The sequence below is a fragment of the Flavobacterium sp. CLA17 genome, assembly GCF_013112255.2.
GTDB lineage: Bacteria > Bacteroidota > Bacteroidia > Flavobacteriales > Flavobacteriaceae > Flavobacterium > Flavobacterium circumlabens.
This window is the reverse complement of record NZ_CP068294.1, coordinates 3384438-3408519: the sequence shown is the minus strand read 5'-3', so window position 1 is coordinate 3408519 and position 24082 is coordinate 3384438. Positions and strand designations below refer to the sequence as shown.

Sequence of the window (24082 nt, the reverse complement as noted above, 5' to 3'; positions counted from 1 at the left end):
GGTTATGTAAGAATTAGTAGATATGCTATAAGATTAAGTGCTTTATTAATAGTTAATTAGTTTTTTATTAATCGTAAAAAAAAGAATTATGAAAGCAGCAGTTATACACGGACCAGGATCCATCAAATATGATACAGTCGATGATCCGATACTAAAAGCCAAAGATGATATTATCCTTACCGTAACCTCCACCGCAATCTGCGGATCTGATTTGCATATTTATTCAGGAGGTTTTCCACAGCCAAGACCAATGGTGCTGGGACATGAATTTATGGGAATAGTGGAAGAAGTGGGTTCTGAAGTAGCCCATTTAAAAAGAGGAGATCGGGTAGTAGTACCGTTTCCTATTGCCTGTGGAAATTGTTTTTTCTGCAACCACGATGTTCCCGGAAATTGTGAACATAGTAATCCTGACAATTATGGTCCGGAAGGTGGAATAGCAACCGAAAAAGGCGGTGCCCTTTTTGGCTACACCGATCTGTACGGAGGTTATGATGGAGGTCAGTCACAATACGTAAGGGTTCCGTATGCCAATTATGGACCCCGAATAGTTCCCGAAGATCTGAGCGACGAGGAGGTTCTTTTTCTAACCGATATTTTCCCGACAGGGTATACCGGAGTCGATTGGGGAGAAGTTAAAGGAGGAGAAACGGTAGCGATTTTCGGCTCGGGTCCTGTAGGTCTCATGGCGGCAAAAAGTACCTGGCTAAGAGGTGCGGCACAAGTTATTGTTGTTGACACACTTCAGTACAGACTGGATAAAGCCAAAACGACAACAGGCTGTACTACTATTCTATGGGAGGATGGACCTAAAGATGTAGTGGAACATATTCGTTCGTTAACAGAAGGACGAGGAGCAGATGTCTGCATTGATGCGGTTGGATTTGAGCCAGATCGAAATTTGGGAGACCGTATCAAGGCAACCATTAATTTTGAAAAAGGTTCTATCAAGGTATTAGAAGCCTGTATGAGTGCAGTAAGAAGAAGTGGTATTGTTTCAGTTCTGGGTGTTTATCCGGCCAATTATGATAATTTTCCACTGGGCCAATTTTTTGATAAAGGTATAATCCTAAAGGGAGGACAAGCTCCTGCACACAAACATATCGACAAATTGCTAGAATATGTAGTACAGGGAAAAGTAAAACTGGATGATATTATCACGCATCGATTGCCATTATCTGAGATTTCACACGCTTATGATATTTTCAAAAAACGGGAAGATGGTTGTGTGAAAGTAGTATTGGACCCCTGGAAATAATATTTTTATTTCTTAAATAGTAAACCCGACAGTCCCGAAGCCTCGGAATAAAACCTGTCGGGTTTGTTTTTTTTTATGTAGGAAATATTTCTTTATTCCTATTCAGCCGCTACAGCATTTACAGTATTTAAAGCAACATCATTAAGCACACAATCTGCTTCTTTTTCCTCTGCAAGAGTTTGCGTCAGTAATTTGGCCGCATCATTTTCTCCCAGGGTTTTTGCAAAAGCAACCAGGGTTCCGTAAGTTGCGATTTCGTAGTGTTCAATTTTTTGAGAGGCAGCGATAATTCCGGCGTCTCTGACAGGTCCGGGAGTAGTTTCTAAAACAATAGAATCTCCTTCTTTTAATAATCCGGCCATAGCTTCGCATTTTTTTCCTTCCGCTTTTTCTCCCACGAGATCAAAAACCTCTTCTAATCTGCTTATCTGAAGTTTCGTTATATCAAGATGTTCTAAAATGGCACTTGCAAGGCCCGGGGATGTAGCATTTGCTGCCATTTTAGGAAGCGCTCCAACCAGGGCATTTTCTGCCCAGTAAATGTCTTTCAGACTGTCAACAAACAATTCTTTTAAATCTGTTGCAGCATCTGGTGCCGGTTCCACAATATTGATTTTTGCATTGTTTTTTATGTTTTCCGTATCAGTTGCCTTGCCTTGTGTGGCATTGACCTGACCTTGTTTTTCTGAATTTTTCATGTTTATTTTTTTAAATTTTAAAGATATAAGTTTGGTTCACGTTTCCAGAAGCGGTGTTTGGTCATTGCAGTAATAAATTCCTGCGCAAAAGCTTCTGATGCAACTTCACTGGTTACAATAACGCCGTCATCGTCATTTGTTATTTTGGAGGCAAAACTGGTAGCACTAAGCAATTCTGATGCTTCACCGTCTGCACCAATAACTTTGCAATGTTTGTAAGCATCATTCAGGTATTCGAGTGCATCGTCATTTTCTGCCAGTATATTTAGTCCTAATCCGTGCGGAACATAAACGGCATCAAACAAAACAGATGATGCGGTAAGGAAACTGAAATCAGCCTTAAGGGCTCCGTCATTATCCGTAAGTACAGCTCCCAAATGGGGTGCAATTACAAAACCCTTTGCGCCTTGTTTTTTAAGTGCTTTTTTTATGTTTTTAACTGCCGCCTCAGAAACACCGTCAGAGCAAAGAATGGCGACTCGTCGGGACTCGATTGTTGGTGAATTGGTTGGATTGTTAATCATACTCAATGCTTCAGAAGAAGAAACAGCTTGTTCGACTGTTTTCGGTTCCTGATTTCCGCCTTCATTTTCGGGAGAAACGCCTTTGTTCACCGGAAATTCAAGCGTTGACGGTACAGTGGCTCCAAGTCCAACCGCTACTTTTTCTGACAGTTCCGCATCAACCTGAGATAATAATCCCAACATTCTCACGCGGATTGCAGTAGTTTCTACTTTTCCAAGTTCAAAACGAAGTGCTTTCACGATATGGCTTTTTTCTTCCGGGGTCTGACTGTTAAAGAACAATTTGGCCTGTCCGAAGTGATCCGAGAAACTTTCGCTTCTTTCTCTTACCTTATGAGCGTCAATGCGTTCCTCGAAGCTTGAAAATCCGCCTTCGCTGATTTTAGCCTGATACGGACAACCGCCTCCAAGTGAATTAGGATGGTAACTCACACGGCCTTTATTAATTTCCTGACGCATATGTCCGTCACGCTGATTGTTGTGAACAGGTGCGATGCTTCGGTTAATTGGAATTTCATGAAAATTAGGACTTCCTAATCTTGATAATTGTGTATCGGTGTAAGAGAACAAACGCCCTTGCAATAAAGGATCATTAGAAAAATCAATTCCGGGAACAACATGTCCGGGGTGGAAAGCGATTTGCTCTGTTTCAGCAAAGAAATTATCCGGATTTTTATTCAATACCATTCTTCCCACAATAGTTACGGGTACCAGTTCTTCCGGAACCAGTTTTGTAGGATCCAGTAAATCAAATTCGTATTTGTTTTCGTCTTCTGTCGGGATGACTTGTACGCCTAATTCCCATTCCGGAAAATTCCCCGCTTCGATAGCTTCCCACAAATCCTGTCTGTGAAAATCAGGATTTTTACCTGAAATTTTTTGTGCTTCATCCCAGGCAACCGCGTGAGTTCCTAATTTAGGTTTCCAGTGTAATTTCACAAAACTGGATGCTCCGGCTTCATTGATGAATCTAAAAGTATGCACCCCAAATCCTTCCATCATACGATAGCTTCTCGGAATGGCGCGATCAGACATTACCCACATAATCATGTGCATGGATTCCGGCATAAGCGATATAAAATCCCAAAAAGTATCATGTGCCGATGCGGCTTGCGGAATTTCATTGTGGGGTTCCGGTTTTACGGCATGAATTAAGTCCGGAAATTTAGAAGCATCCTGAATAAAAAATACAGGAATATTATTTCCTACAAAGTCATAAATTCCTTCCTGTGTATAAAATTTAACTGAAAATCCACGAACATCACGTGCTAAATCAGTAGATCCGCGTGATCCTGCAACAGTAGAAAATCTGGTAAAAACCGGTGTTTTAAGCCCTGCTTCCTGCAGAAAACCGGCTTTGGTTAATTCCGGAATTGGGTTGGTTACTTCAAAGAAACCGTGAGCTCCTGAACCTCTTGCGTGTACAATGCGTTCCGGGATTCTTTCGTGGTCAAAATGCGTAATTTTCTCCCTTAGTATAAAGTCTTCTAATAAAGATGGACCTCTTTCGCCTGCTTTAAGGGAATTATTGTCATCATTAATTTTGACACCCTGATCGGTAGTCAGAAACTTATTGGTGCCGTCAGACTTGTTGATCGACAGATCTCTCTGCTTTTCATCCTGAGAATTTTTCATATTGTTTCGTATTATGGGTTAAATATTAATAGCCTGATTATAAGTTTTGATGATCAGGTAATTCAAATTTACCGCTACTAAATGAGTTACATTTACAGGATTGTAGCTCTAATATTACAGAATTTACAGAATTTTAAAAGGTTTAAATACAGTAGTTTAGCTTTTGTATTGAAGTTATGGTCAGCTGTCTTAAAAGAAGGAGATGTCAGTTTTTTGTATTGCTGTCAATTCCCGTAAAAGTCGTTTGGCCGCCACCTCTGGATAACTTAATCTGAATATAATTCTGAATTTTTATAAAATCCCTGCTTTCAATTTTCGATATGATCGATTTTAATTGTTCGGCGGTTAAATTCCAGTAGGAAGCCCAAAACTCTACGGGTAGATTGTCTTGTTGGTTTTCTTTATTTTTCATAGTTTAAATTTTGAGAGTGAATGTTCAGAGAATTATTTCGCTATTGATTTTGTCTGGGAGAGGTCAGGATTTCTTCATCGCCTTTTAAGGGTTGTAAAGCCGATAAAATTTCCTGAATTGAAAAATGTGCACCACAAACAAATTCGTCTGCTGCACCGTAATACAAGGTTAGTTTGTCTCCTTCTACGACGTGTCCGTTAGTAAAAACCACATATCCGAAAAAGCCGTTAAGCTCATAATTTTCCTGTGGCATCATTATAGGATCTAACGTTCGGGCAATTACTATCGAAGGATCATCGAGATCCATTAAAAAAGCACCCAGGCAATATTGGTGTTCGGCATTTGCACCATGATAGATTTCCAGCCATCCCTGATCTGTTTTAATCGGAGCAGCACCTGCGCCAACCCTTGCGCTGTCCCATAACCCGAATCGCGATTTGATAATACATTTATGATTTCCCCAATGGATACCATCAGGCGATTCGGCAAGCCAGATATAATTTCCACCAATTTGCGGACTCGAAGGACGATGCAAAGCGTAATATTTACCGTTGATGGTTTCTTCAAAAATGGCACAATCTTTATTATGAGGCGGAAAAATCATTCCTTTCGAATCAAAATTTTTCCAGTCTTTGGTGGTACGCAATCCCACGCCAACGCCATTTTCTGAAACCGCGGTATAAGTAAGATAGTACGTATCGGCTATTTTAGAGACCCGACAATCTTCAATTCCAAATTGTTCCAAGATTCCGGAACCCATCAGAGGCGGTGAATTTTCAGGTTCGTAAAAGTGGATGCCGTCATCGCTGCAAACCAGCCTTAGATGAGAAATAGTAGTGAGATAATCCAGTCCCTTATACTTTACAATCCTGGCGTCTGTCGCGACAAGATCGGGATCATTGAGCGGAATTTCTATGATTTCGACTTTGCCTGTCGCATTAATTACCGGAAAGAAGATAACACCTTCCTTTTGTGCAATACACTCGGCAACACGCACCAAAAGCCAGGTTTTTTGCTCAAATACAAAAACACCCGGATTCAAAAGACTGATAATCTGTAATTCGCTGGCGCTCGACTTCAAATCTTTCGGCATTAACAATGGATTCTCCGGAAACCTGCGGGCAATGTCACTCATACATTAATTTTTGTTACGCCAAAACATAATATGGCTGCATTATTTGGATAAACATAAAGGAAGTTATTTCATTTTTAAAACGTTTATATAATACGGTTTCAGTCTTATAAAATTTTCATTTGAATAATTAAATTGGAATCAAAGTATCAGACTATCAGATAATAATATAAAAATAGCAACACAATAATGTAAAACAGCCTGGGTACAACGCAGTACTTTTAATCTTTACAAAAGGACAAGTTAAAAAACCTATATTTTGATTACTTGTCAGAGGTAAAAAATAGAAATTCAATAATCATTTAATGATGAAAATTATGTTTAAGAAAGGACAAAAAGTACAGCAGGAATTTGGAAATCAGGTAATGGAAGTAATAGGTTTCGAGCCGGAATTGATAGAAAATGTGATTACCCAATGGGAAGATGATGAGGGAACAATAGTGACCGGAAAATTCATGGAATCTCAGCTTTCACTTACGGGGGAACAATAAAGTTGGATAGGGAAGAAAAGAGTATGGAGAACAAAGAATTAAGAACAAAGAATTATGAGTTAGGAAAATGATATTGAACCCATTCTTTCCTAATTTTTAGGGTTATGTTCTAAAGTATATTTCGCTTAAACAATTGTTTTTCAAAGTATAGGAACAGTAAATCTATAAGATTACTTTGAAATTAGATAAGATTTTGTAAACAAATTAATTCACCTTATATTTTAAAATAAAATCATGAAAACTTTTTTACGCAACAACGGACTCTCTTTTTGTTTCTTCCTGCTGTTTGTAGGTGCAATGGCAGGGCAAATTATTTTTGGTTTTGAAGAGTCAGATCCAGCATCTCACATCTCACATTTCACATCTAACATAAAATCACAACATTCTGCTGCATTTAGTAAAATTTTATATGTTTTTTCTTAGATTAAACAGTATCTTTAAGTATTATTAACTGGTTACACGGATATAATTCGATCGTTTAACGATTTTCAGAAGCTTATATTTATATAAACATTTGCGGATTTCTAAATTCTTGTCTTATGTTTTTGCAATATAAAGTATATAGAGATGGCTCTACAGAAAAACAAATCCCTAAGGAACATTTATTTGGCAGACGATGATGACGATGATCGTACCTTGTTTGTAGAAGCACTTCAGGAAGTAGACAGTACGGCTGTTTTAACCCAGGCCGAAGATGGTAAGCAATTGCTGGAAATTTTACATGGTGATCCGGACCCGTTGCCGGAAGTTATTTTTCTGGATATCAATATGCCTAAAATAGGTGGTTTTGAATGTTTAGCGCAAATTAAGCAGCATACAAACCTGAAAAAGTTACCAATTATCATGCTTTCTACCAGTAGTGATCCCGTCACGATTGATAAAGCACTTGAATTGGGAGCAACAGTATATGCTGTAAAACCCAGTTCCTTTGACGGCTTGAAAACATTAATTAAAAATGTATTGCAAATGGATTGGATATCAATTCAGCAGAATAAGAAAAGAACCAGACTGGAATAAAACAAAAATACCTGCAGAAATATTTTCTACAGGTATTTTATTATTTTAGGAATACAGATATTTTATTATTTTAGGAATACAGAGGGTTTGCTATTTTGATTCCAGATATTCTTTCAGACTGGCAATGTCATTTTTTACCATTTTTTCAAAATACGGATTTAGAAGTTTTGCGGCACTTTCGCCCGCAATTCCCAGTGGTGCGTGATAAGAAATAGTGATATCAAGTGCTGTGCTGCTGCCATTATCTTTAAACTTTATTTTACCGGCATTTCTTATGGACGATCCTTCAAGTGAATTCCAGCTCAAAAGTCTGTCTTTTCGGTCTTTTACAATTCTCGCTTTCCAGGAAATCGTTCCAATTCCCGCAGGACCCTTAGCGGTCCATTCTGAGATGTTCGCATCAATTGTTTTGATACTATCCAGATGATTCATAAATTTAGGCAAATTTTCAAGGTTGCGCCAAAAAGCAAATACTTCGCTTACCGGTTTATTGATTACCGTATTCAATCTGATATTGACGTTCGAAGCCTTGTCGTTCATCAAATGTCCTGCAGCGTCATAAACAGGACAATACCCTGAAATTCCGCGTAAAAGCATCGCTCCGCCAGCGCCTGTTTTAGTTATGCTTTTGTTTTTATTCGATAAACCGTTGTATAAAAGATAAGCACCGCTGGTCACCATTAATATTCTTTCTAGTGTAGATACATTGGTTTTAAGAAAAGATTTTGCTGTACCGTTTCCTGTTATTGTTAGATTTTCCATAATTTCTGTTTTAGTTATTTAATTTAATAAAGTACATTACTTAATTTTTATCGTAAGTAATTAAAATTAAGAAGTTTAAAAAAGATTCCTTTTACACTTTTTTAAAGTTTCCTTATACAATTATCCGTTTGTATGAATTCCTTAAGGTGTATCAGTTGCTATTTCTAATTCGAAAACAAACCTGTACTTAATATTTATTCAATAAAAAAGCCGTCTGAATCCAGACGGCTTTCTGTACTGATTTTACAAGCTTTTATTGATGTCGCTTTCCGTAGGGGCATTATCTGAATCCAATTCAGAATCTTCGTCCTCCTCATTCGAGGTAAAATCATCTTCATCCTCTTCCTCATCGTCAAAGGCATCTGAATTTTCTTCCTGATTATTAGCATACAAATCCTCGTTATTGTCGGAATCACTTTGATTAAAATCACGACCATTGTTTTGCTGTTCACCATCAGATCTGTTATGATCCAGGGAAGCATTATCATAATTCTGGTTTTCAGATCGTGTTTCGTTTTCCTGAGTGTACGGATCATTTTGACCGTAGTCCTCTCTTTCGTCTAAATTCATAATAATTTTTTTTAAAGGTTATTTTTTACTTGCTGTTGCTTTTTTAGTATCTGCAGATTCTTTTTTTGTATCTGTAGTCTTGTTACTGCTTTTTGCTGCAGTTTCTTTTGTATCAGTTTTTTTATCTGATGCTTTTGTACTATCAGCGCTCTTGTTGTTGTTTGAAGTATTCATAATACTATAGTTTTTAAGATTAATATAATGGTAAATATATTGTTGCCGATAGACATAAATTTATATAAATAGAGTTTGTAATTGTATAATTACCAGTTAATTACTGTTATTTTCGAAGAAAAAGGAAAGTGCAATAAATAAAGAAATTTACACCATTGTTCTTAAGTAAACGGCCAGTAATAAAATTGTATATTTTGATCCGTTAGGTTTTAGACCTCAACAAATCAAGTGAAGTTAGCTGCATTGAAGTGATCGTATTTAAATCAAAAAGCTTAAAAACAACAAATCCCATTTTATTTCAAAATGGGATCCGGCAGGATATAAATAAATGGATTGTAAAATGAATTGTCAGTTTTTCAATAAAGATCACACCGGCAAATAAAGATACATTTTGGTTCCTTCGTTCGGGATGCTTTTGGCTTGTATGAATCCATGATGGTTCTCGACTATTTTTTTTACCAAAGTCAGTCCAAGGCCATTTCCGGTATACTGATCTTTGTTATGTAATCTGTAAAACGGAGCAAAAATGCGGTCTTCATATTCTTTTCCAAAACCAATTCCGTTATCGCTTACACTAATTTTTATATATTTTGTTTCGGCATTTGCGCCAATTTCAAGTAATTCTTCTTCTGATGGCTGTGTACTTTCTATTTTGATTTCCGGTACAACACCTTCTTTGGTGTATTTGATAGAATTGGAGATTAAATTGGTAAATAATTGCTGTATCTGATACGGAATTACATTTAATAGTGGCAAAACATTTAAGGTGATAACAGCTTTTTTTTCGGTAATACTATCTTTAAGATCTGTAACAGTCTTTCTTAACAGCAAATTCATATCCGTACTTTTAAACTCCTTTTCAATAAAATTAATTTTAGAGTAATTGATAAGGTCATTAATTAAATGACTCATATTGGTTGATAAGAACAATACACGCTCCAGATTGTGTTTTCCGGTTTCGCTCAGATTTTTTTCACTCTCAAAAAAACGTTTGCTAAACATATGAATTTTACGAAGAGGCTCCTGCAAATCATGACTGGCCCCGGAAGTAAATAACTCCAGTTGCTCGTTATGCCTTTGTAATTCTGAATTTTTAGATCGTAATAATTCATTAGTAGCCACCAAATCGGTAATATCTTCTAAAGCCAGCAGAATCATGCCTTCAGGTTTGGTATTAACAATATGGCGGGCATTGACGATCATCGTTTTTTTGCCAATTTCACCGCAGTTTACATTTATGATATAGTCTTTAATCGGTACTTGCATATCAAGCATCTTCAAAACCTGAGCTTTAAAATCGGGAATATCCCACTGGCACTTTCCAATTTCAAAAAAGCCGTGACCCTCCGTTTCTTTTTCAGAAGTATTAAAATAGTTATAAAAGGCAGGATTAGCACTTTTTATATTAAAATTTTTATCAATTACAAGCAAAGGTTCACGAATGGTTTTAACAATTGATTCCGAGTAATTACGCATCGAAATCAGTTGGTTCTGACGATCTACGAGTTCATCATTTACACATATCAGCTCTTCATTATTAGACTGAAGTTCTTCTGTAGAAGTTTCCAGTTCTTCATTTAGCGTCTGAAGCTCTTCGCCGCTGCTTAGTAATTCTTCGTTAGTCGTCTGCAATTCCTCCAGGGCTGCCTGCTGTTCCTGCGTTACTCTTTTAATATCCTCTCTAACCTGAGAAAGTTCTCTTTCGAGTTCTTCAATGCGTTGCTGAGCTGCATTTTTTGTTTTTAACTGACTTTCGGCGGTCGTTTCCGGTGCCTCTTTTTTATAGAAAAGGACCATTAAATGCTCATAATCATTTTCTAAGGGAACTATTTTAAACGAAATAAGATAAGGATGTTCTTTAAGGGGTATGTTTTCTTTGTAAATACTTGTTTTTTCTTTTTTAACCTGTATAATGGCATTACGAAGTTCAAAACTAAGACTTTCATCGACCATTTTTAAAATATTAAAATTGGGTTTTCCGGGCGAATGCGACAAAAACGCGCTGCTATCTCCATGAAAATGAATAATGTCAAGATCTTTGTCTATAACGACACTTGCCGGTGTAAATTGGGAAAATAAAATATCGGAGGCAATTTTCCTGAAATCAATTTCGGTCGTGCTTGTTTCCGAGGAGCTAATTTTAAGCGCAGTATTATAGTGTAACGGACTACTAATTTGCCGAACATTTCGGCTGGGAGCAAATTTGCGAACGTAAATCCGGTCACTTTTTCCTACGGCTTCAAATAAGTGGGAAGCACTGGCTGCTGTTTCTGATTTTCCCAGAAAAAGTAAGCCCTTATCTTTTAGCGAATAATGAAACGATCCTAAAACCTTATTTTGCAAAAAGGGATTAAAATAGATCAGTACATTTCGACAGGATAGCAGGTCAATTCTCGCAAAGGGTGGATCCTTGATAAAATTGTGAGTAGCAAAAATACACATGTCACGTATTATTTTGTTCACCTGATAACGGCCATCCTGTTTTACAAAATAATTACTCAGCCTTTCTTCAGATACTTGCTGAACATCCTGGGCAGAGTAGTTGGCTGCTCTGGCTTTTGTAATGGAAATTTCAGAAACATCCGAGGCAAAAATCTGAACTTTTAAGGAGGCATTCGTTTGCAGCATATATTCATGGATACAGATAGCAAGCGAATAAGCCTCTTCTCCCGTTGCACATCCCGCTACCCAGACTCTCAGATTATTATTGGTAATATTCTGGAAAAGTAAAGGAAGAACAACCGTAGGCAGACTTTCAAAAAAAGTCTGATCCCTAAAAAAGTAAGTAACAGGAATTAGAAAATCATTGAATAGAAGATCTTGTTCTGCCTTATCATTTCTAAGCAGATTATAATAATCCAGTAGTGTATCCCTGCGTACAATCACCATTCTTCTGGCAATTCGTCTTCTTAGAGTGGGTTGTTTGTAGTGTCGAAAATCATTACCTGTCTTTAAAAAAACCAGGTTGATAATCTGGAATATTATTTCTTCTTCATTTTTAGGAATTTCATCTTCCTCTGTATACGCATGATTGGCACTGTAAGTATTGCTTATTTGTATTAATTGAGCAGCTATGTTTTCCGGAGCCAGTACAAAATCGACTGTATTAGCATCAATTGCGCTTTGCGGCATACCCATAAAAGCAGCCGTTTCTGGATCTTGTACAATCGTTGCACCTCCAAATTCTTTTATTTTTTTAAACCCCACTGTACCATCAAAAGCGGTTCCTGAAAGTATAACACCAATCGCAAAGGTTTTGTAAACCTCAGCCAGAGATTCAAAAAAAATATCTATTGCGTTATTGGTTTTATCACTGCGAATTCTTTGCCTAAGCTGTAGTACTCCATCTATTGCCACGACAGTAGTATTTTCAGGAATAACATAAATATGATTGGGTGCAAGTATGATATTATGAATGATTTCATGAACAGGTATCTTGCTGTGTTGGGCCAATAGTTCAGTAAGTATACTGGGGCGATCCGGTGATAAATGTTGTATGATAACATACGCCATTCCTGAATCTTCCGGTATGGCGGCCACCACTTTTTTAAAAGCATCCAGACCTCCTGCAGAGGCACCAATACCCACTACCGGAAAATTTTCTATTGCTGTTTCAATATGATTGTTAAGGAGCGCTTCCATGTTGTAAGTGAGTTTATTCAAATATAGGAACACTTATACGAAAAATCGTGCATGTTCCCGGGTTATTATTCAGTTTTATCATGAAAAACTGGTAATTATTTTCGTATTGAAAATGATGAAAATAAAGAAATACTCTAAAAAATGTACTTCCCGTTTTATCAATTTGGTTACGTATCAGAAGAAAGTAATACAATAAAAGGGAAGTACAGAATCGTTAGAAATGCTCCGCCTGGCTTTCTTTCTGAAGATCTGATTCAGACTGTAATAGGTCAGAATATTTTTTAACTCCGATTGCTATGATAGGAACAGATAATTTTCCAATGAAAGAACCGGCCTGATGATGTCCTGTTTTTTTAAGATACGAAGACAAAAGTAAAGAGCCTATTGCTCCATATAATAAGTAATGAGCCGGTACCGCAGCTATTTTATTTTCAATAAGTTCTTTTAAATCGGCAAAGTTTTCCTGATTAATTAAATTTTCCATAATTTTTATATTAAATACTGATTTTCATTCCCTCAAAATTATAAGAATAACAGTATTTAGTATTATAGAATTAAAATGTTGAATTATATAATTATGAGAACGTTAGATCAAAAAAACATCAAAATATAAATTAAAAGAAGGTCTGAAATTGTAAGTATTACTAAAGGTGGTAATCATGTAAAAATTAGTTTTGGTCTATATAAAATAAACTCCTGTTTGTTAGCAACATTTGTAAAAATGAAATATGTATTTCGTTTATAATCAAATTATTAATTAAAATTATTATTATGAAAAATTTATTTTTAACCTGCACAATGTTACTGATTTTTGGAACCGCGACTACCTTCGCACAGGAAACTCCAAAAAAAACAACTCAATCAACAACAAGGACTACAACAGATACCATAATTAAGAAGAAAGGTACAAATAATGGTAAGAAACATCCTTCGACTCACAAAGCTGATACATTGAGTAAACAAACGACTAAAACAAAAATGACGAAGACAAAAACGACAAGTCCGATTCGTAGTAAAGATTCTGTTGGTACCTCCAGACCCTAAAAGTTTTGGCTGAAGAAATTTAAAAAGCCTGTATTCATTTACAGGCTTTTTTTATGATTTGGTTTATAGGATTTCAAATTATATCGATTTAGATTGAAAACCTGCGGATTGTATAATTTGTAACTGTAATCTTGTAAAATACTGATTATCAGGTACTATATTTTTGGTTAAATACAAAAATTATAAAATTATGAAAACTACAGAAAACACCGTAACAGCTGACACCAAAGATAAAAGTGCAGCTGCAAAATCGAAAACAGGTACCGTAAAAGCAAAACCTTCTGCCGCAGAAGGATTAAGAGAACTGTTTATAGATTCTCTAAAAGATATTTACTGGGCAGAAAAGGCGTTGACTAAAGCACTTCCGAAGATGGCAAAAAATGCTACTTCAGAAAACCTGATTGCCACCATTAACGACCATATCAGGGTTACAGAAGAACAAGTAGGGCGATTAGAAGAAGTATTTGATCTGATTGGCGAAAAAGCAACTGCTAAAAAATGTGATGCTATGGAAGGCCTGATTAAAGAAGGCGAAAATATTATGGAAGAAACCCAGGAAGGTCCTGTAAGAGATGCGGGAATTATTGCTGCTTCACAAAAAATCGAGCATTATGAAATTGCAACCTATGGTACTTTGGCAGCATTTGCCCAAACTTTAGGCGAAGATGAAGCAGTGTCTTTATTAGAGCAGACTTTAGAGGAAGAAAAAGAAGCGGATACACGTCTGACCAAAGTGGCCTATAACAACATTAATTTTGAAGCCTCTGCTGAAGACGAAGAGGAATAAGTTTATTCTAAAAACGAATTTTTAAAAAACCTGTAATCTAAATTAGACTGCAGGTTTTTTTATTGAATAACCTCAGAACAGCTATAGACAAGCTAAAAAGAGTATTAAAAACACTTCCGAAAGTACAGTATGATCAAAAAAGTGTACATGTTTCGAATTTATTGAGATCAGTTTCAAAAAAATCTTACACAATAAAAAAATCCCCGTAGTCATTAACTCCCTTGTTTTTAGTGCTGTAAAATTTGCAAAAAAATTAATTAATAATTTTTTTGCAAAAAGAAAGATTAAATTTTTCGGGTTACTATTTTTTAATATACTTTTGTTCTATCTAATTAGTAGGATTAAAAAGAATACGTTACATACAAAAGAATAAAGACTAGCAAATACATGTCATTTTTGAATTTGCAGGAACCATTTGACAATTTACGTCTTATGAGTCGACGCGGTTAAAAATTCTTCAAAATCTAATTGATGCCAATTTCAATAAGAGTGATCCTTAATTTTTAGGATTGAAATCCTGAAAACACCAATTCAAATAATAGTAATCCAAAATAAAAAAAAATGAAAAAACGAATGTGTTGTAGTTAAAAAAACCATTTCTGCGGGAACAGAAATGGTAAAGCTTAAAGAAATTGTACATCTCTATAAGGAAAGCGAGAGTGGAGTAAATCCGTTTTCGGCTTGCCTTATGTATTAAACTAAAACAAAGTAATGAAAAAAAAATTAAATAGATATGCATGGTTATGCATTTTGTTGATTTCCATAGGGATTAAAGCTCAGGAGACCAAACCGCTAATCCAGTCCAAACTCGACGGGACAGTAATAGATGCTGTGACAAAGGAGCCTGTTATCGGTGCTTCGGTAAATATTAAAGGAACTACACATGGGGTTCAGACCGATTTTGACGGAAAGTTTTATTTCCAGACCGGACAAAAATTTCCGTATACACTGGTAGTAAGTTATCTGGGGTATAAAAAAACGGAAGTGGTCGTAAATGCAAATTCAGTTGTCATTGATCTTACTCAGGAACAAAATGCGCTGTCAGAAGTAGTAGTGACCGCACTGGGTATTACAAAAGAAAAGAAATCTTTGGGGTACACTACCCAATCGCTTAAAAACAGGGATTTGTCGGATACAAAAGAAACGAACTTTTTAAATGCCATGACTGGTAAATTAGCCGGGGTACGTATCACCAATTCGCAGGGAGATATGGGGTCTTCACGTATTGTTATTCGTGGTGAAACCTCTATATCCGGAAATAACCAGCCGCTATTTGTAGTAGATGGGGTTCCGGTTGATAATTCACAGCTGAGCTCCGCCGGAGGAGCCGCCGCTTCCCGTGATTTCAAAAATGCGATTGCCGATTTAAACCCCAATGATATTGAATCATTAACGGTGCTAAAAGGCCCGAATGCCGCAGCCCTTTACGGATCACGTGCAGCGCATGGTGTTGTGCTGATCACGACAAAATCAGGAAAAAATCAAAAAGGGCTTGGTATAAGTTTTAGTTCAGGTATCACGATCTCTCAGGTGGCTACCTTGCCAAGCTTTCAAAATACATTTGGACAAGGATCAAACGGAAGGTTCAGCTATGTAGATGGTAAAGGCGGCGGTATTAATGATGGGGTTGATGAAAGCTGGGGGCCTAAAATGGATGGGCGCCTTATTCCTCAGTTTAATTCAAATGGTGTGGCAGTGCCTTTCGTAGCGCATCCTGATAATGTGAAAGACTTTTTTAATACCGGAATTACGTATGAAAATAGTATTTCTGTAGCAAAATCAGATGAAAAATCAGATTTCCGTTTAGGAGTGAATAATCAAAAACAAAAAGGAATAGTACCGAACAGTGAAGTAAACAAAACAAACTTTACGATCAATACTAATTATAAAATATCCGAAAGTATAAAAGTAGGGGTAACGGCTAACTATGTTGTTACGGATGCTCCGGCACTTCCGGGAGGGCCATTTGGTAACAGAGCTGCCGGTGTTATGCTTCAGTTTCTTTGGTTCGGACGCCAGGTTGATGTCAACGAGCTTCAGAATAACAGAAATGTCAATTGGAACAACAGTTATTACAGCAATCCGTACTGGAATGCGTATTACAATACGACAAGTCAGCAGCGCAACCGTATAATAGGTGATGTTCACCTGGATGCAAAACTTGCCGAGGGACTTAATTTTAAATTCCGTACCGGAGTTGACTATTATAACGACCGCAGAAAATACGAGATTAAATATGGTACCAATGGAACTCCTTTCGGATCGTATGCGGAAGATGCCTATACGGTAAACGAACAAAATACAGAAGGCATTTTTACGTATACCAAAAAACTGAATGATGATTTTAGTGTAGATGCTCTTGCCGGATTTAATATTCGTAACCACAGCGATGCCAACAATTATCAAAAAGCACCACGTCTGGCCGTGCCTGATTTGTATACACTGACGAATTCCAGAGATCCCTTAACGTCATCCAACACATTATCAAGATTGAGAGTCTATAGTGCCTATGCCTCAGCACAATTTGGGTATAAAAATTATGCTTACTTAAACGTTACGGCACGTAATGACTGGTCATCGACATTGCCAGGCAGCAACCGTTCTTATTTCTATCCTTCGTTTAACGGTAGTTTAGTTTTATCGGAAGCCCTTAATCTGAAAAGCAGTACACTTGATTTCTTAAAGCTGCGTGGCGGCTGGTCTGAAGTGGGTAATGATGCCGATCCGTATCAATTGGCGTCGGTTTACAATTTTCAAACCGCATTTGATGGAAATCCGATTCAGACTTCTTCGCAAAGAAAACTGAATCCGAACCTGAAACCGGAAACCACCCGTTCTACTGAATTAGGATTAGAAGCATCTTTCTGGAAAAACAGACTGCATTTTGATTTCGCGTATTACAATACAAATAGTTTTGATCAGATTTTGGAAATCAAAACAACGGCTGCGAGCGGTTTTAATTCGCAATTGATCAATGCCGGTAAAATAAACAACCGCGGTATCGAAATTCAACTGGATGGAAACCCTGTTCAGACTGAAAATTTCAAATGGAATGTAGCCGCGAACTATTCAAGGAACAGAAGTAAAGTGCAGATTCTGGATTATGAACAAAACATAAAAAATTACACCATAGGTTCTTCGGGAGGTGTTGATGTGCTGGCGTCGGTAGGGCAGGCCTACGGAGCCCTTTACGGTACCGCTTATCAACGTGATGCAAACGGAAATATAGTAGTATCTGCGAATGGATTGCCAAAAGCAGATCCGACTAAAAGAGTATTAGGACATTATACCCCGGATTATTTAGCGGGTGTGACCAATACCCTGACGTACAAAAATCTTGAACTTTCATTCCTTGTGGATGCCAGTGTAGGCGGTGAGATTTTTTCAGGAACGAACAGAACGGGAACTTATACCGGTGTATTAGCGCAAACACTTCCGGGCCGTGATGCTGCGAATGGCGGATTAAATTACTATATAGCGACCAATGGAACCACCAGTACAAAAACGTTAGTTTCGGGCGGTAACGCTCCGGCTGGTGCCGTAATATATGATGACGGAATAATTTTTAAAGGCGTATATGCTGATGGAACGCCAAACACTTCAGTGCTTAGTGCACAGGAATATTATAAAGCGTCCTACAATATTAGTGAAGCGTATATTTACAGTTCCACTTTTGTAAAACTAAGAGAAGTAAAACTGGCATACAATTTCAATAAAAAATTTGCCAGAAAGCTTGGATTCGATGGAGCCAGTATTACTGCGGTAGGGCGTAACCTGTTATTTATTTACAAAGATGCACCGAATATTGATCCTGAAACGGCTTTCAATACCGGAAATGCACAAGGGTTGGAGAGTTTAGCTTTGCCAACGACCCGAAATTTCAGCCTTAACGTTAATCTTAAATTTTAAAAACACAGAATCATGCTAAAAAAAATAGCCTATATCACTTTATTTGCATTGTCACTGACCTCATGCAGTGATGCTCTGGATGATATTAATAAAAATCCAAATGCAACCGAAACACCATTGGCACCTTACCTGTTAACAGGCACCTTAAAACAGGGAGCTGACTTATACTGGGGGTCAGCCAATAACTTTGATTCGTCTTTGTTATTTGTTCAGCACTGGGCTAAAATTCAATATACCGAACCGGACCGATACGATGTATCCAATGCTTCTTTCACAACTTTGTGGAATACCGGATATGCAACTTTAATTACAGATCTGAACACGATTCTGAACTTTCCGGAGGCGCAGGCCAATTCCAATTATAAAGGAATTGCCTTAACCTTGCGTTCATGGACATTTTTATTGCTGACAGATGCTTACGGAAGTATTCCGTACAAAGAAGCTGGCCTAAAAGTAACACCGGCTTACAATACGCAAAAAGAAGTGTATACGGGATTGCTTGAAGATTTGAAAAGAGCCCAGTCTTTGCTCAATTCGGCCAATGGTGCCGTAACCGGTGATTTGTCTTATAAAGGCGATATTTCAAAATGGAAAAAACTGGTAAATTCGCTTCGTTTGCGTATAGCGTTGAGAATCTCGGACAAAGAACCTGCTTTGGCTAAACAAGCTGCGATTGAGGCAACCACAGATGCTGCAGGAGTATTGAGCAGCAATAGCGATACTTTTAAGTTTACGTACATTAGTTCTCCTCAGCAAAATCCGGCCTCAGCCTGGTTTGAAACCAGAGATGATTATCGTATTTCGAAAACAATGGTTGATAAATTAAAAGAATTATCAGATCCGCGTTTGCCGGTTTATGCGCAGCTTCCATCAGATGCAAGTGTAGGCACTTACGTTGGAGGTGGCAATGGATTGTCTAACAGTGCTGCCAACAGTCAGGGTTTTGCTAAAACATCAAAACCGGGTACATACTTCCTGACCTCGACATCACCGGCCGTACTTGTTTCTTATTCCGAAGTGCTCTTCAATCTTTCCGAAGCGGCAGCCCGTGGTTATATTGCCGGAGATGCAGAGCAACTGTATAAAAGTGCCATTACTGCATCGTTCAATCAGTTTGGGATTACGGATGCAGCCACTATTGCTGCATATCTTAATCAGCCCACTGTACAATATGATGCAACCAATTATGCCAAATCGATTGGTACACAGAAATGGATTGCATTTTTCGGACAAGGTCTTGATGCCTTTACGGAGTGGAGAAGACTGGACTACCCGGTGTTAACAGCCGGTCCGGATACCGTTTTGGAGGGAAAAATACCTTCACGTTTCTTTTATCCGGGCACGGAGCAGTCGTTGAACGGAGCGAGTTACCAGGCCGCAGTATCGGTTCAGGGAAAAGACTTACTGACGACAAAACTATGGTTTGATGTAAAGTAATAAGATTCCGAAAGGATAAACCTAAAATAAAAATGGCGCCAACTGTCTTCAGTTGGCGCCATTTTTTGGTACACGAAAGTTTCCTGGTTCGTGAAATATTTTGAAGCAGTTGCCTTTCAGATTTATCCGGACTTTATTTTACTCTTTTAAAAAAACTGTTTCAAAATAGAATAAAAAATATTTTGAAACAAAAATCGTTTCAAAAAAAGTAGAATAAAAATTTGAAACAGTTTTTGTTTCAAATAAAAATTTTAATAAATTTGAAACAGAACTAAAATAGAAACCAAAAAGCAGGAGTGATGAAAAAAGAGGAAAATGTTGGAGCGTTATTAGGAATACCGCAAGAAGAGATGGCGATACTGCTGCAGGTGACGCGCGCACAATGGTCGATGTTTTTGTCAGGAAAGCGTAGTCTGCCTACAGCCGCGCTGCTCAAACTGACCGAAATGCTTACTATTGTAAAAGAAGCCGAGGCCGAGGAGCCTGATGCCGCTGCCCTAAAGGAAGAAGAGGCACGAATAAACAAATACTTAGAAGAGGAGATCATCTTTAACCAACACAAGCAACACGTTGCAGCGGACGAACTTGAGAAATGCAAGAAAAAATACCGCTCGGCTCAAAATGCGGTCACGATTACGGATGCGCTGATCGCAAAAGGACAGTATAACGATACCTTAGAGAAGGAACTTTTGTCAAGTCTAAAAATAAATGCACAAAACGTCCTGAAGAAAAATAGCCTGCTCGTACAAGAGCAGTATGCCATAAAACTATTGGTACTGCAGCAGGAAGAAGTGGTGTTGAGAGAACGGTTGTTGCGTAAGTAACAGTTTATGGTTTATAGTTTTTCCACTTGTTTCGTCCTAAAAAAAGTTTACTTGTCTTCACGAGTGGGACGCTCGAGCCAGCAGAGCTCTAGACATTTTTTTGTGGATTCAAGAAATTAAAAACAGGTATTTATACTGTACAGATTTATTTATGAAAGGAATACCTTTCCATTTTTAAAATATTAAATGATGAAAATCAATTTATGAAAAAACGCTATCTGTACTTATTTTTTTTAGCTAGTTTCTGGGCTTATTCTCAAACGTCGTCATCTGGTATTCTGACCTCTTTTCACCAAGGTGCTGCAACCAACTGCGCTTCCATTTCAGCAATCAAGCTTGCCATTGGAAAGTTTGGAATTAATAATGTTTTAAAAGAGATTAAAACAACCCAAACTGGATTTCATATCACTTTAAAAGATAATTCAGAAATTGACCTGTCTACTTCAGAAATACTGCGAATGAGTAAATTAAATTACTTCGTTGTAGGCAGTGATAAAGATATATTTGACTATGCACAATTTTTGTATGCGGTTATGGCAAGTCGAAAAAAGCAGATATATGGCATGAACACAATTCAGAGAGCTGCAACACATAAAATATTCTATCATCAGCTTTCAATGAGTACTGAAGAAAATTTACACTTTTTAGGACTAAGAGATTTTGTTAAAAGAATAAATAAAACCGATGTAGAAAACTACGATCAAATTATCATAACAAATAAAAAGCATTCCGTTTTTTGTTCAAAAGGGATCTATGACAAATTTGGTACCCCAACATCAGTAAGTCTTTTTGAAAAAAATCATGGTAATTCACCTATTAACTTAAACGACAATTATATTTTAAATTAATGAAACAAATGAAGATCATTGCATTTCAAGAAAAACACTCTGAATTATAGGTCTCGTCCTGAAAAAGTTTACATATTTACAATTAATCCTAAAATAGATTTACATTCAAATTTAAAAATATTCACGAGCGTGACGCTCGCGCCAGCGGGGGATTATATAATATTTAATTTTAACGATTTTATAATTCATTATGGAAAACCGTAATTTCTTCTGGATTGAATAACATACTTTTACGAAAATTATTTATAAAATATTTTAATAAAAATTATATAAATGTGGGCAGATAACGAAACATCAGAGGATTTATTAGGGTTTAAAGTACATGCAGATCTATTGGTGAATGTCATTAAAGATGAATCGATTTTGCCAATTACAATCGGTGTTTTTGGTGACTGGGGAAGCGGAAAATCTAGCATATTACAAATAGTAAAAGAAGAGTTTGATAAAGATGAGGATAAAGAGTCGCTTTGTATATACTTTAACGGATGGACTTTTGAGGGGTATGATGATGCTAAAGCGGCATTACTCAATTCAATTCTTAAAGAACTGGAAGATAACAAAAAAATTACTGCCGAAATAAAAGATGCAGTAAAAGAGAAAGCGAAAAAACTATGGAAATCTATTGATTGGATGCGAGGCGCGGGGATGGTTTTAAAAAATGTTGCATTACCTGCGGTTTCAGCATATTTTACTGGAGGGTTGAGCTTAGTACCTGCATCGATTCAGATGATTTCACAATGGAGTGATTCTTCAGAAAAGATAATTGAAAAGCTTCAATCAAAAGAAGGGAAAGAGATTTATGAGTCATTTTTAAAGCAAGAAAAAGAAGGGAATAAAAGCTCGACAAATGCGATAGCAGACCTTAGAAAGGATTTCTATGATTTATTAGTCTCTACTGGTTTTAAAAGATTAGTGGTTATAATTGATGATCTTGATAGATGTAGCCCTGAAAGAATTATAGAGAATCTTGAAGCTATTAAACTTTTCCTCAACGTGCCAAAAACTGCATTTATTATTGGAGCTGATCCCAGAATTGTGAAATATGCAATCGAACATAAATACAAAAGCAACAAAGAAATTGAAGAAGATAATAACAGAATTGTTATTGATTATTTGGAAAAATTAATTCAGCTTCCCTATGCTCTTCCAAGACTTTCAGAATCAGAAGTTGAAACTTACATTTCAATGCTAATCTGTAAAAAAGAGGTCGGCGATATGAAATTTAAAAATGTGCTTGATGAATTTAAAAAGTATAGAATAACTAACAAATATTCTGCATTTGGATTGTCAAACTTTGAAAAGATTTTGGAAGCTCAAGAATTCAGAAAAGTTAAAGATAATGTAATTACAATTCCTTCATTAGTGCCCTTAATTACAAATAGTTTGTATGGAAATCCCCGACAGATTAAACGTTTTCTAAATACTTATACTATTAGAAAAAGGCTGGCAGAAGTTGCATCGTTAGTAAGCTTTAATGACGCCGTTCTTGCAAAAATGATGATACTTGAATATTCTGAACCTAAGTTATTCAAGAAGTTATTTGAATGGCAAATAATTCAAGATGGAGTACCAAAAGAAATAACAAATATAGAGGCCCTATGCAAAGACAAAGGGATTGAAGACATTATTTCAGAAATTAAGGATTCTGATTTCAAAGAATGGAGTAAACCTAAAATAATAAAATGGTTTCAAATAGAACCTTTATTAACAGGAGTTGATTTACGGGATTATTATTGGATCGCTCGCGATAAGTTAGAAAATTCTATTACTTCAACAAGTATGATTCCGCCAGTAGTAAGGGCATTATTTAATGAGTTATTACCGGATAATATGACGGCAGCAGTTACAAAATCTTTACTATCTCAAAAATTTCAACCTTTTAGTGATATTGAGAAAGACGCATTTTTCAATCTTTTATCTTCAAATTTAAAAAGAAATCCTCAGCAAAAGAGGCTGTATGACATTTTCAATGCAATGACAGAAGATAAAATAGAAAATACAGTTTATCAATATATGGAAACTCTTAAAATAATCAGCGTATCAGATATTGAACCTGCGGTTGCTACGAGATTAGCAGACTTTAAATCAGAAGCTGAAATAGGAACTTTTTTGAATGATTATTTCAAAGATGGAAAAACAAGAGCAAGTAAGGCGTTTAATCTAAAAAAATAAAAAATGGGAACATCTAAATCATTTTCTGATGTAAAACACACGATGGTTCCGAATTGGGGTCCACTTAGTTCTTCGCTTACCTCAAATTGCGATTCTTCAATTCTTGCTGCACCAAAACTACAGAATATAATGCGGAATTTTGTTACAGCATTGGGTGGAGTATCTATAGGGGGACGTGGCGGTTCAAAAGTTGGAGGAAGAAGTAGTATTAGGACTGCAAAGAAAATAGGAGGAGTTTTTTCAACTTTTATCAGTTCAGGTAATAATATTAGAGAAGCTCTTGCATCTACTGGTTTAACAGATATTGATAATAAATCGGTTGGTGATGTAATTAATCATCTGATCGAATATTGTTCTGGGAGTGCTACATCAATTGATGATAATGCAGCAAAAGAAGCTACAAGACTATTATTAGAAGAACTAATTGGACAAGCTGAATCCATTGATGGAGTACAAACTCTATTAGAAGAGAGCTTCACTACTAGTACATTGGAAGATGTAATAATAAAATATTTTGGGTATTATATTAATGAGCTTTTATCAAAGTGGTTTTATGAAAATTTAATAAAAAATAAGAATGAGAGTGATTGTAATAATCTTTTCAGTCAGATAAAAAATTTCATAGTGGAAAGAGTTGCCGATATGCACAAAAAGAATCCTCTTCAGAACATTGATTGGAGTTCCCAAAGGGCAGACACACTTGTAAAAAATATCCAAGAAGATGTATTAACCGTATTTGAATAGTT

General features: G+C 36.7%; 21 protein-coding genes. 12 read left to right on the top strand and 9 right to left on the bottom strand.

Annotated elements, in window-relative coordinates; translation table 11 throughout:
* The first annotated feature begins 88 nt into the window (after positions 1-88).
* Positions 89-1258: a zinc-dependent alcohol dehydrogenase gene (locus tag HAV12_RS14020; RefSeq protein ID WP_171570205.1), complete on the top strand. Its 1170-nt coding sequence runs from the start codon at positions 89-91 to the stop codon at positions 1256-1258.
* A 98-nt stretch (positions 1259-1356) separates the two neighbouring features.
* Here the strand turns inward: HAV12_RS14020 and HAV12_RS14015 are convergent, their stop codons facing one another.
* The 4 genes from HAV12_RS14015 to HAV12_RS14000 all read right to left on the bottom strand — a co-directional run bounded on the left by HAV12_RS14015 (position 1357) and on the right by HAV12_RS14000 (position 5662).
* Positions 1357-1956, bottom strand: coding sequence for a ferritin-like domain-containing protein (locus tag HAV12_RS14015; RefSeq protein ID WP_171570204.1), 600 nt, complete (start codon positions 1954-1956; stop codon positions 1357-1359).
* A gap of 17 nt (positions 1957-1973) precedes the next feature.
* Positions 1974-4115 (bottom strand): catalase, encoded by a 2142-nt coding sequence (locus HAV12_RS14010; RefSeq protein ID WP_171570203.1) that lies wholly within the window; start codon positions 4113-4115, stop codon positions 1974-1976.
* Positions 4116-4320: 205 nt separating this feature from the next.
* On the bottom strand, positions 4321-4527 hold the full coding sequence (locus HAV12_RS14005; RefSeq protein ID WP_171570202.1) for a hypothetical protein: 207 nt from the start codon (positions 4525-4527) through the stop codon (positions 4321-4323).
* A 40-nt stretch (positions 4528-4567) separates the two neighbouring features.
* Positions 4568-5662 carry a glycoside hydrolase family 130 protein gene (locus tag HAV12_RS14000; protein ID WP_171570201.1) on the bottom strand — a complete coding sequence of 365 codons (1095 nt, stop codon included), beginning with the start codon at positions 5660-5662 and terminating at the stop codon, positions 4568-4570.
* 314 nt (positions 5663-5976) lie between these two features.
* Between HAV12_RS14000 and HAV12_RS13995 the strand changes: the two genes are divergently transcribed.
* The 3 genes from HAV12_RS13995 to HAV12_RS13985 all read left to right on the top strand — a co-directional run bounded on the left by HAV12_RS13995 (position 5977) and on the right by HAV12_RS13985 (position 7167).
* Positions 5977-6150: a hypothetical protein gene (locus HAV12_RS13995; RefSeq protein WP_171570200.1), complete on the top strand. Its 174-nt coding sequence runs from the start codon at positions 5977-5979 to the stop codon at positions 6148-6150.
* Between the two features lie 234 nt (positions 6151-6384).
* Entirely contained in the window at positions 6385-6573 is a 189-nt protein-coding gene (locus HAV12_RS13990; RefSeq protein ID WP_171567933.1) for a DUF6766 family protein, read from the top strand.
* 144 nt (positions 6574-6717) lie between these two features.
* Complete coding sequence (locus HAV12_RS13985; RefSeq protein ID WP_171570199.1) at positions 6718-7167, top strand: response regulator; 450 nt, start codon at positions 6718-6720, stop codon at positions 7165-7167.
* A 90-nt stretch (positions 7168-7257) separates the two neighbouring features.
* Here the strand turns inward: HAV12_RS13985 and HAV12_RS13980 are convergent, their stop codons facing one another.
* The 5 genes from HAV12_RS13980 to HAV12_RS13960 all read right to left on the bottom strand — a co-directional run bounded on the left by HAV12_RS13980 (position 7258) and on the right by HAV12_RS13960 (position 12799).
* Positions 7258-7929: an SRPBCC family protein gene (locus tag HAV12_RS13980; protein ID WP_171570198.1), complete on the bottom strand. Its 672-nt coding sequence runs from the start codon at positions 7927-7929 to the stop codon at positions 7258-7260.
* Between the two features lie 243 nt (positions 7930-8172).
* On the bottom strand, positions 8173-8499 hold the full coding sequence (locus tag HAV12_RS13975) for a hypothetical protein (protein ID WP_171570197.1): 327 nt from the start codon (positions 8497-8499) through the stop codon (positions 8173-8175).
* 18 nt (positions 8500-8517) lie between these two features.
* On the bottom strand, positions 8518-8673 hold the full coding sequence (locus HAV12_RS13970) for a hypothetical protein (protein WP_158286309.1): 156 nt from the start codon (positions 8671-8673) through the stop codon (positions 8518-8520).
* Positions 8674-9039: 366 nt separating this feature from the next.
* A complete protein-coding gene (locus HAV12_RS13965; RefSeq protein ID WP_171570196.1) occupies positions 9040-12315 on the bottom strand; it encodes a CheR family methyltransferase in 3276 nt (1091 codons plus the stop codon).
* 214 nt (positions 12316-12529) lie between these two features.
* Positions 12530-12799, bottom strand: a complete 270-nt coding sequence (locus HAV12_RS13960; protein ID WP_171570195.1) for a hypothetical protein — start codon at positions 12797-12799, stop codon at positions 12530-12532.
* 287 nt (positions 12800-13086) lie between these two features.
* Between HAV12_RS13960 and HAV12_RS13955 the strand changes: the two genes are divergently transcribed.
* The 8 genes from HAV12_RS13955 (at position 13087) to HAV12_RS13920 (ending at position 24080) form a co-directional block, all read left to right on the top strand.
* The gene (locus HAV12_RS13955) at positions 13087-13359 is read left to right on the top strand and encodes a hypothetical protein (protein WP_171570194.1); all 273 of its coding nucleotides are present in this window, start codon (positions 13087-13089) and stop codon (positions 13357-13359) included.
* 190 nt (positions 13360-13549) lie between these two features.
* Entirely contained in the window at positions 13550-14146 is a 597-nt protein-coding gene (locus tag HAV12_RS13950; protein WP_171570193.1) for a ferritin-like domain-containing protein, read from the top strand.
* 711 nt (positions 14147-14857) lie between these two features.
* Positions 14858-18055 carry a SusC/RagA family TonB-linked outer membrane protein gene (locus HAV12_RS13945; RefSeq protein ID WP_171570192.1) on the top strand — a complete coding sequence of 1066 codons (3198 nt, stop codon included), beginning with the start codon at positions 14858-14860 and terminating at the stop codon, positions 18053-18055.
* A gap of 12 nt (positions 18056-18067) precedes the next feature.
* Positions 18068-19492, top strand: a complete 1425-nt coding sequence (locus HAV12_RS13940; RefSeq protein WP_171570191.1) for a SusD/RagB family nutrient-binding outer membrane lipoprotein — start codon at positions 18068-18070, stop codon at positions 19490-19492.
* Between the two features lie 299 nt (positions 19493-19791).
* A complete protein-coding gene (locus tag HAV12_RS13935; RefSeq protein WP_171570190.1) occupies positions 19792-20316 on the top strand; it encodes a hypothetical protein in 525 nt (174 codons plus the stop codon).
* A gap of 203 nt (positions 20317-20519) precedes the next feature.
* Positions 20520-21164: a hypothetical protein gene (locus HAV12_RS13930; RefSeq protein ID WP_171570189.1), complete on the top strand. Its 645-nt coding sequence runs from the start codon at positions 20520-20522 to the stop codon at positions 21162-21164.
* A 273-nt stretch (positions 21165-21437) separates the two neighbouring features.
* Positions 21438-23336: a P-loop NTPase fold protein gene (locus HAV12_RS13925; protein WP_171570188.1), complete on the top strand. Its 1899-nt coding sequence runs from the start codon at positions 21438-21440 to the stop codon at positions 23334-23336.
* Positions 23337-23339: 3 nt separating this feature from the next.
* Positions 23340-24080 (top strand): hypothetical protein, encoded by a 741-nt coding sequence (locus HAV12_RS13920; protein WP_171570187.1) that lies wholly within the window; start codon positions 23340-23342, stop codon positions 24078-24080.
* Positions 24081-24082: the final 2 nt, after the last annotated feature.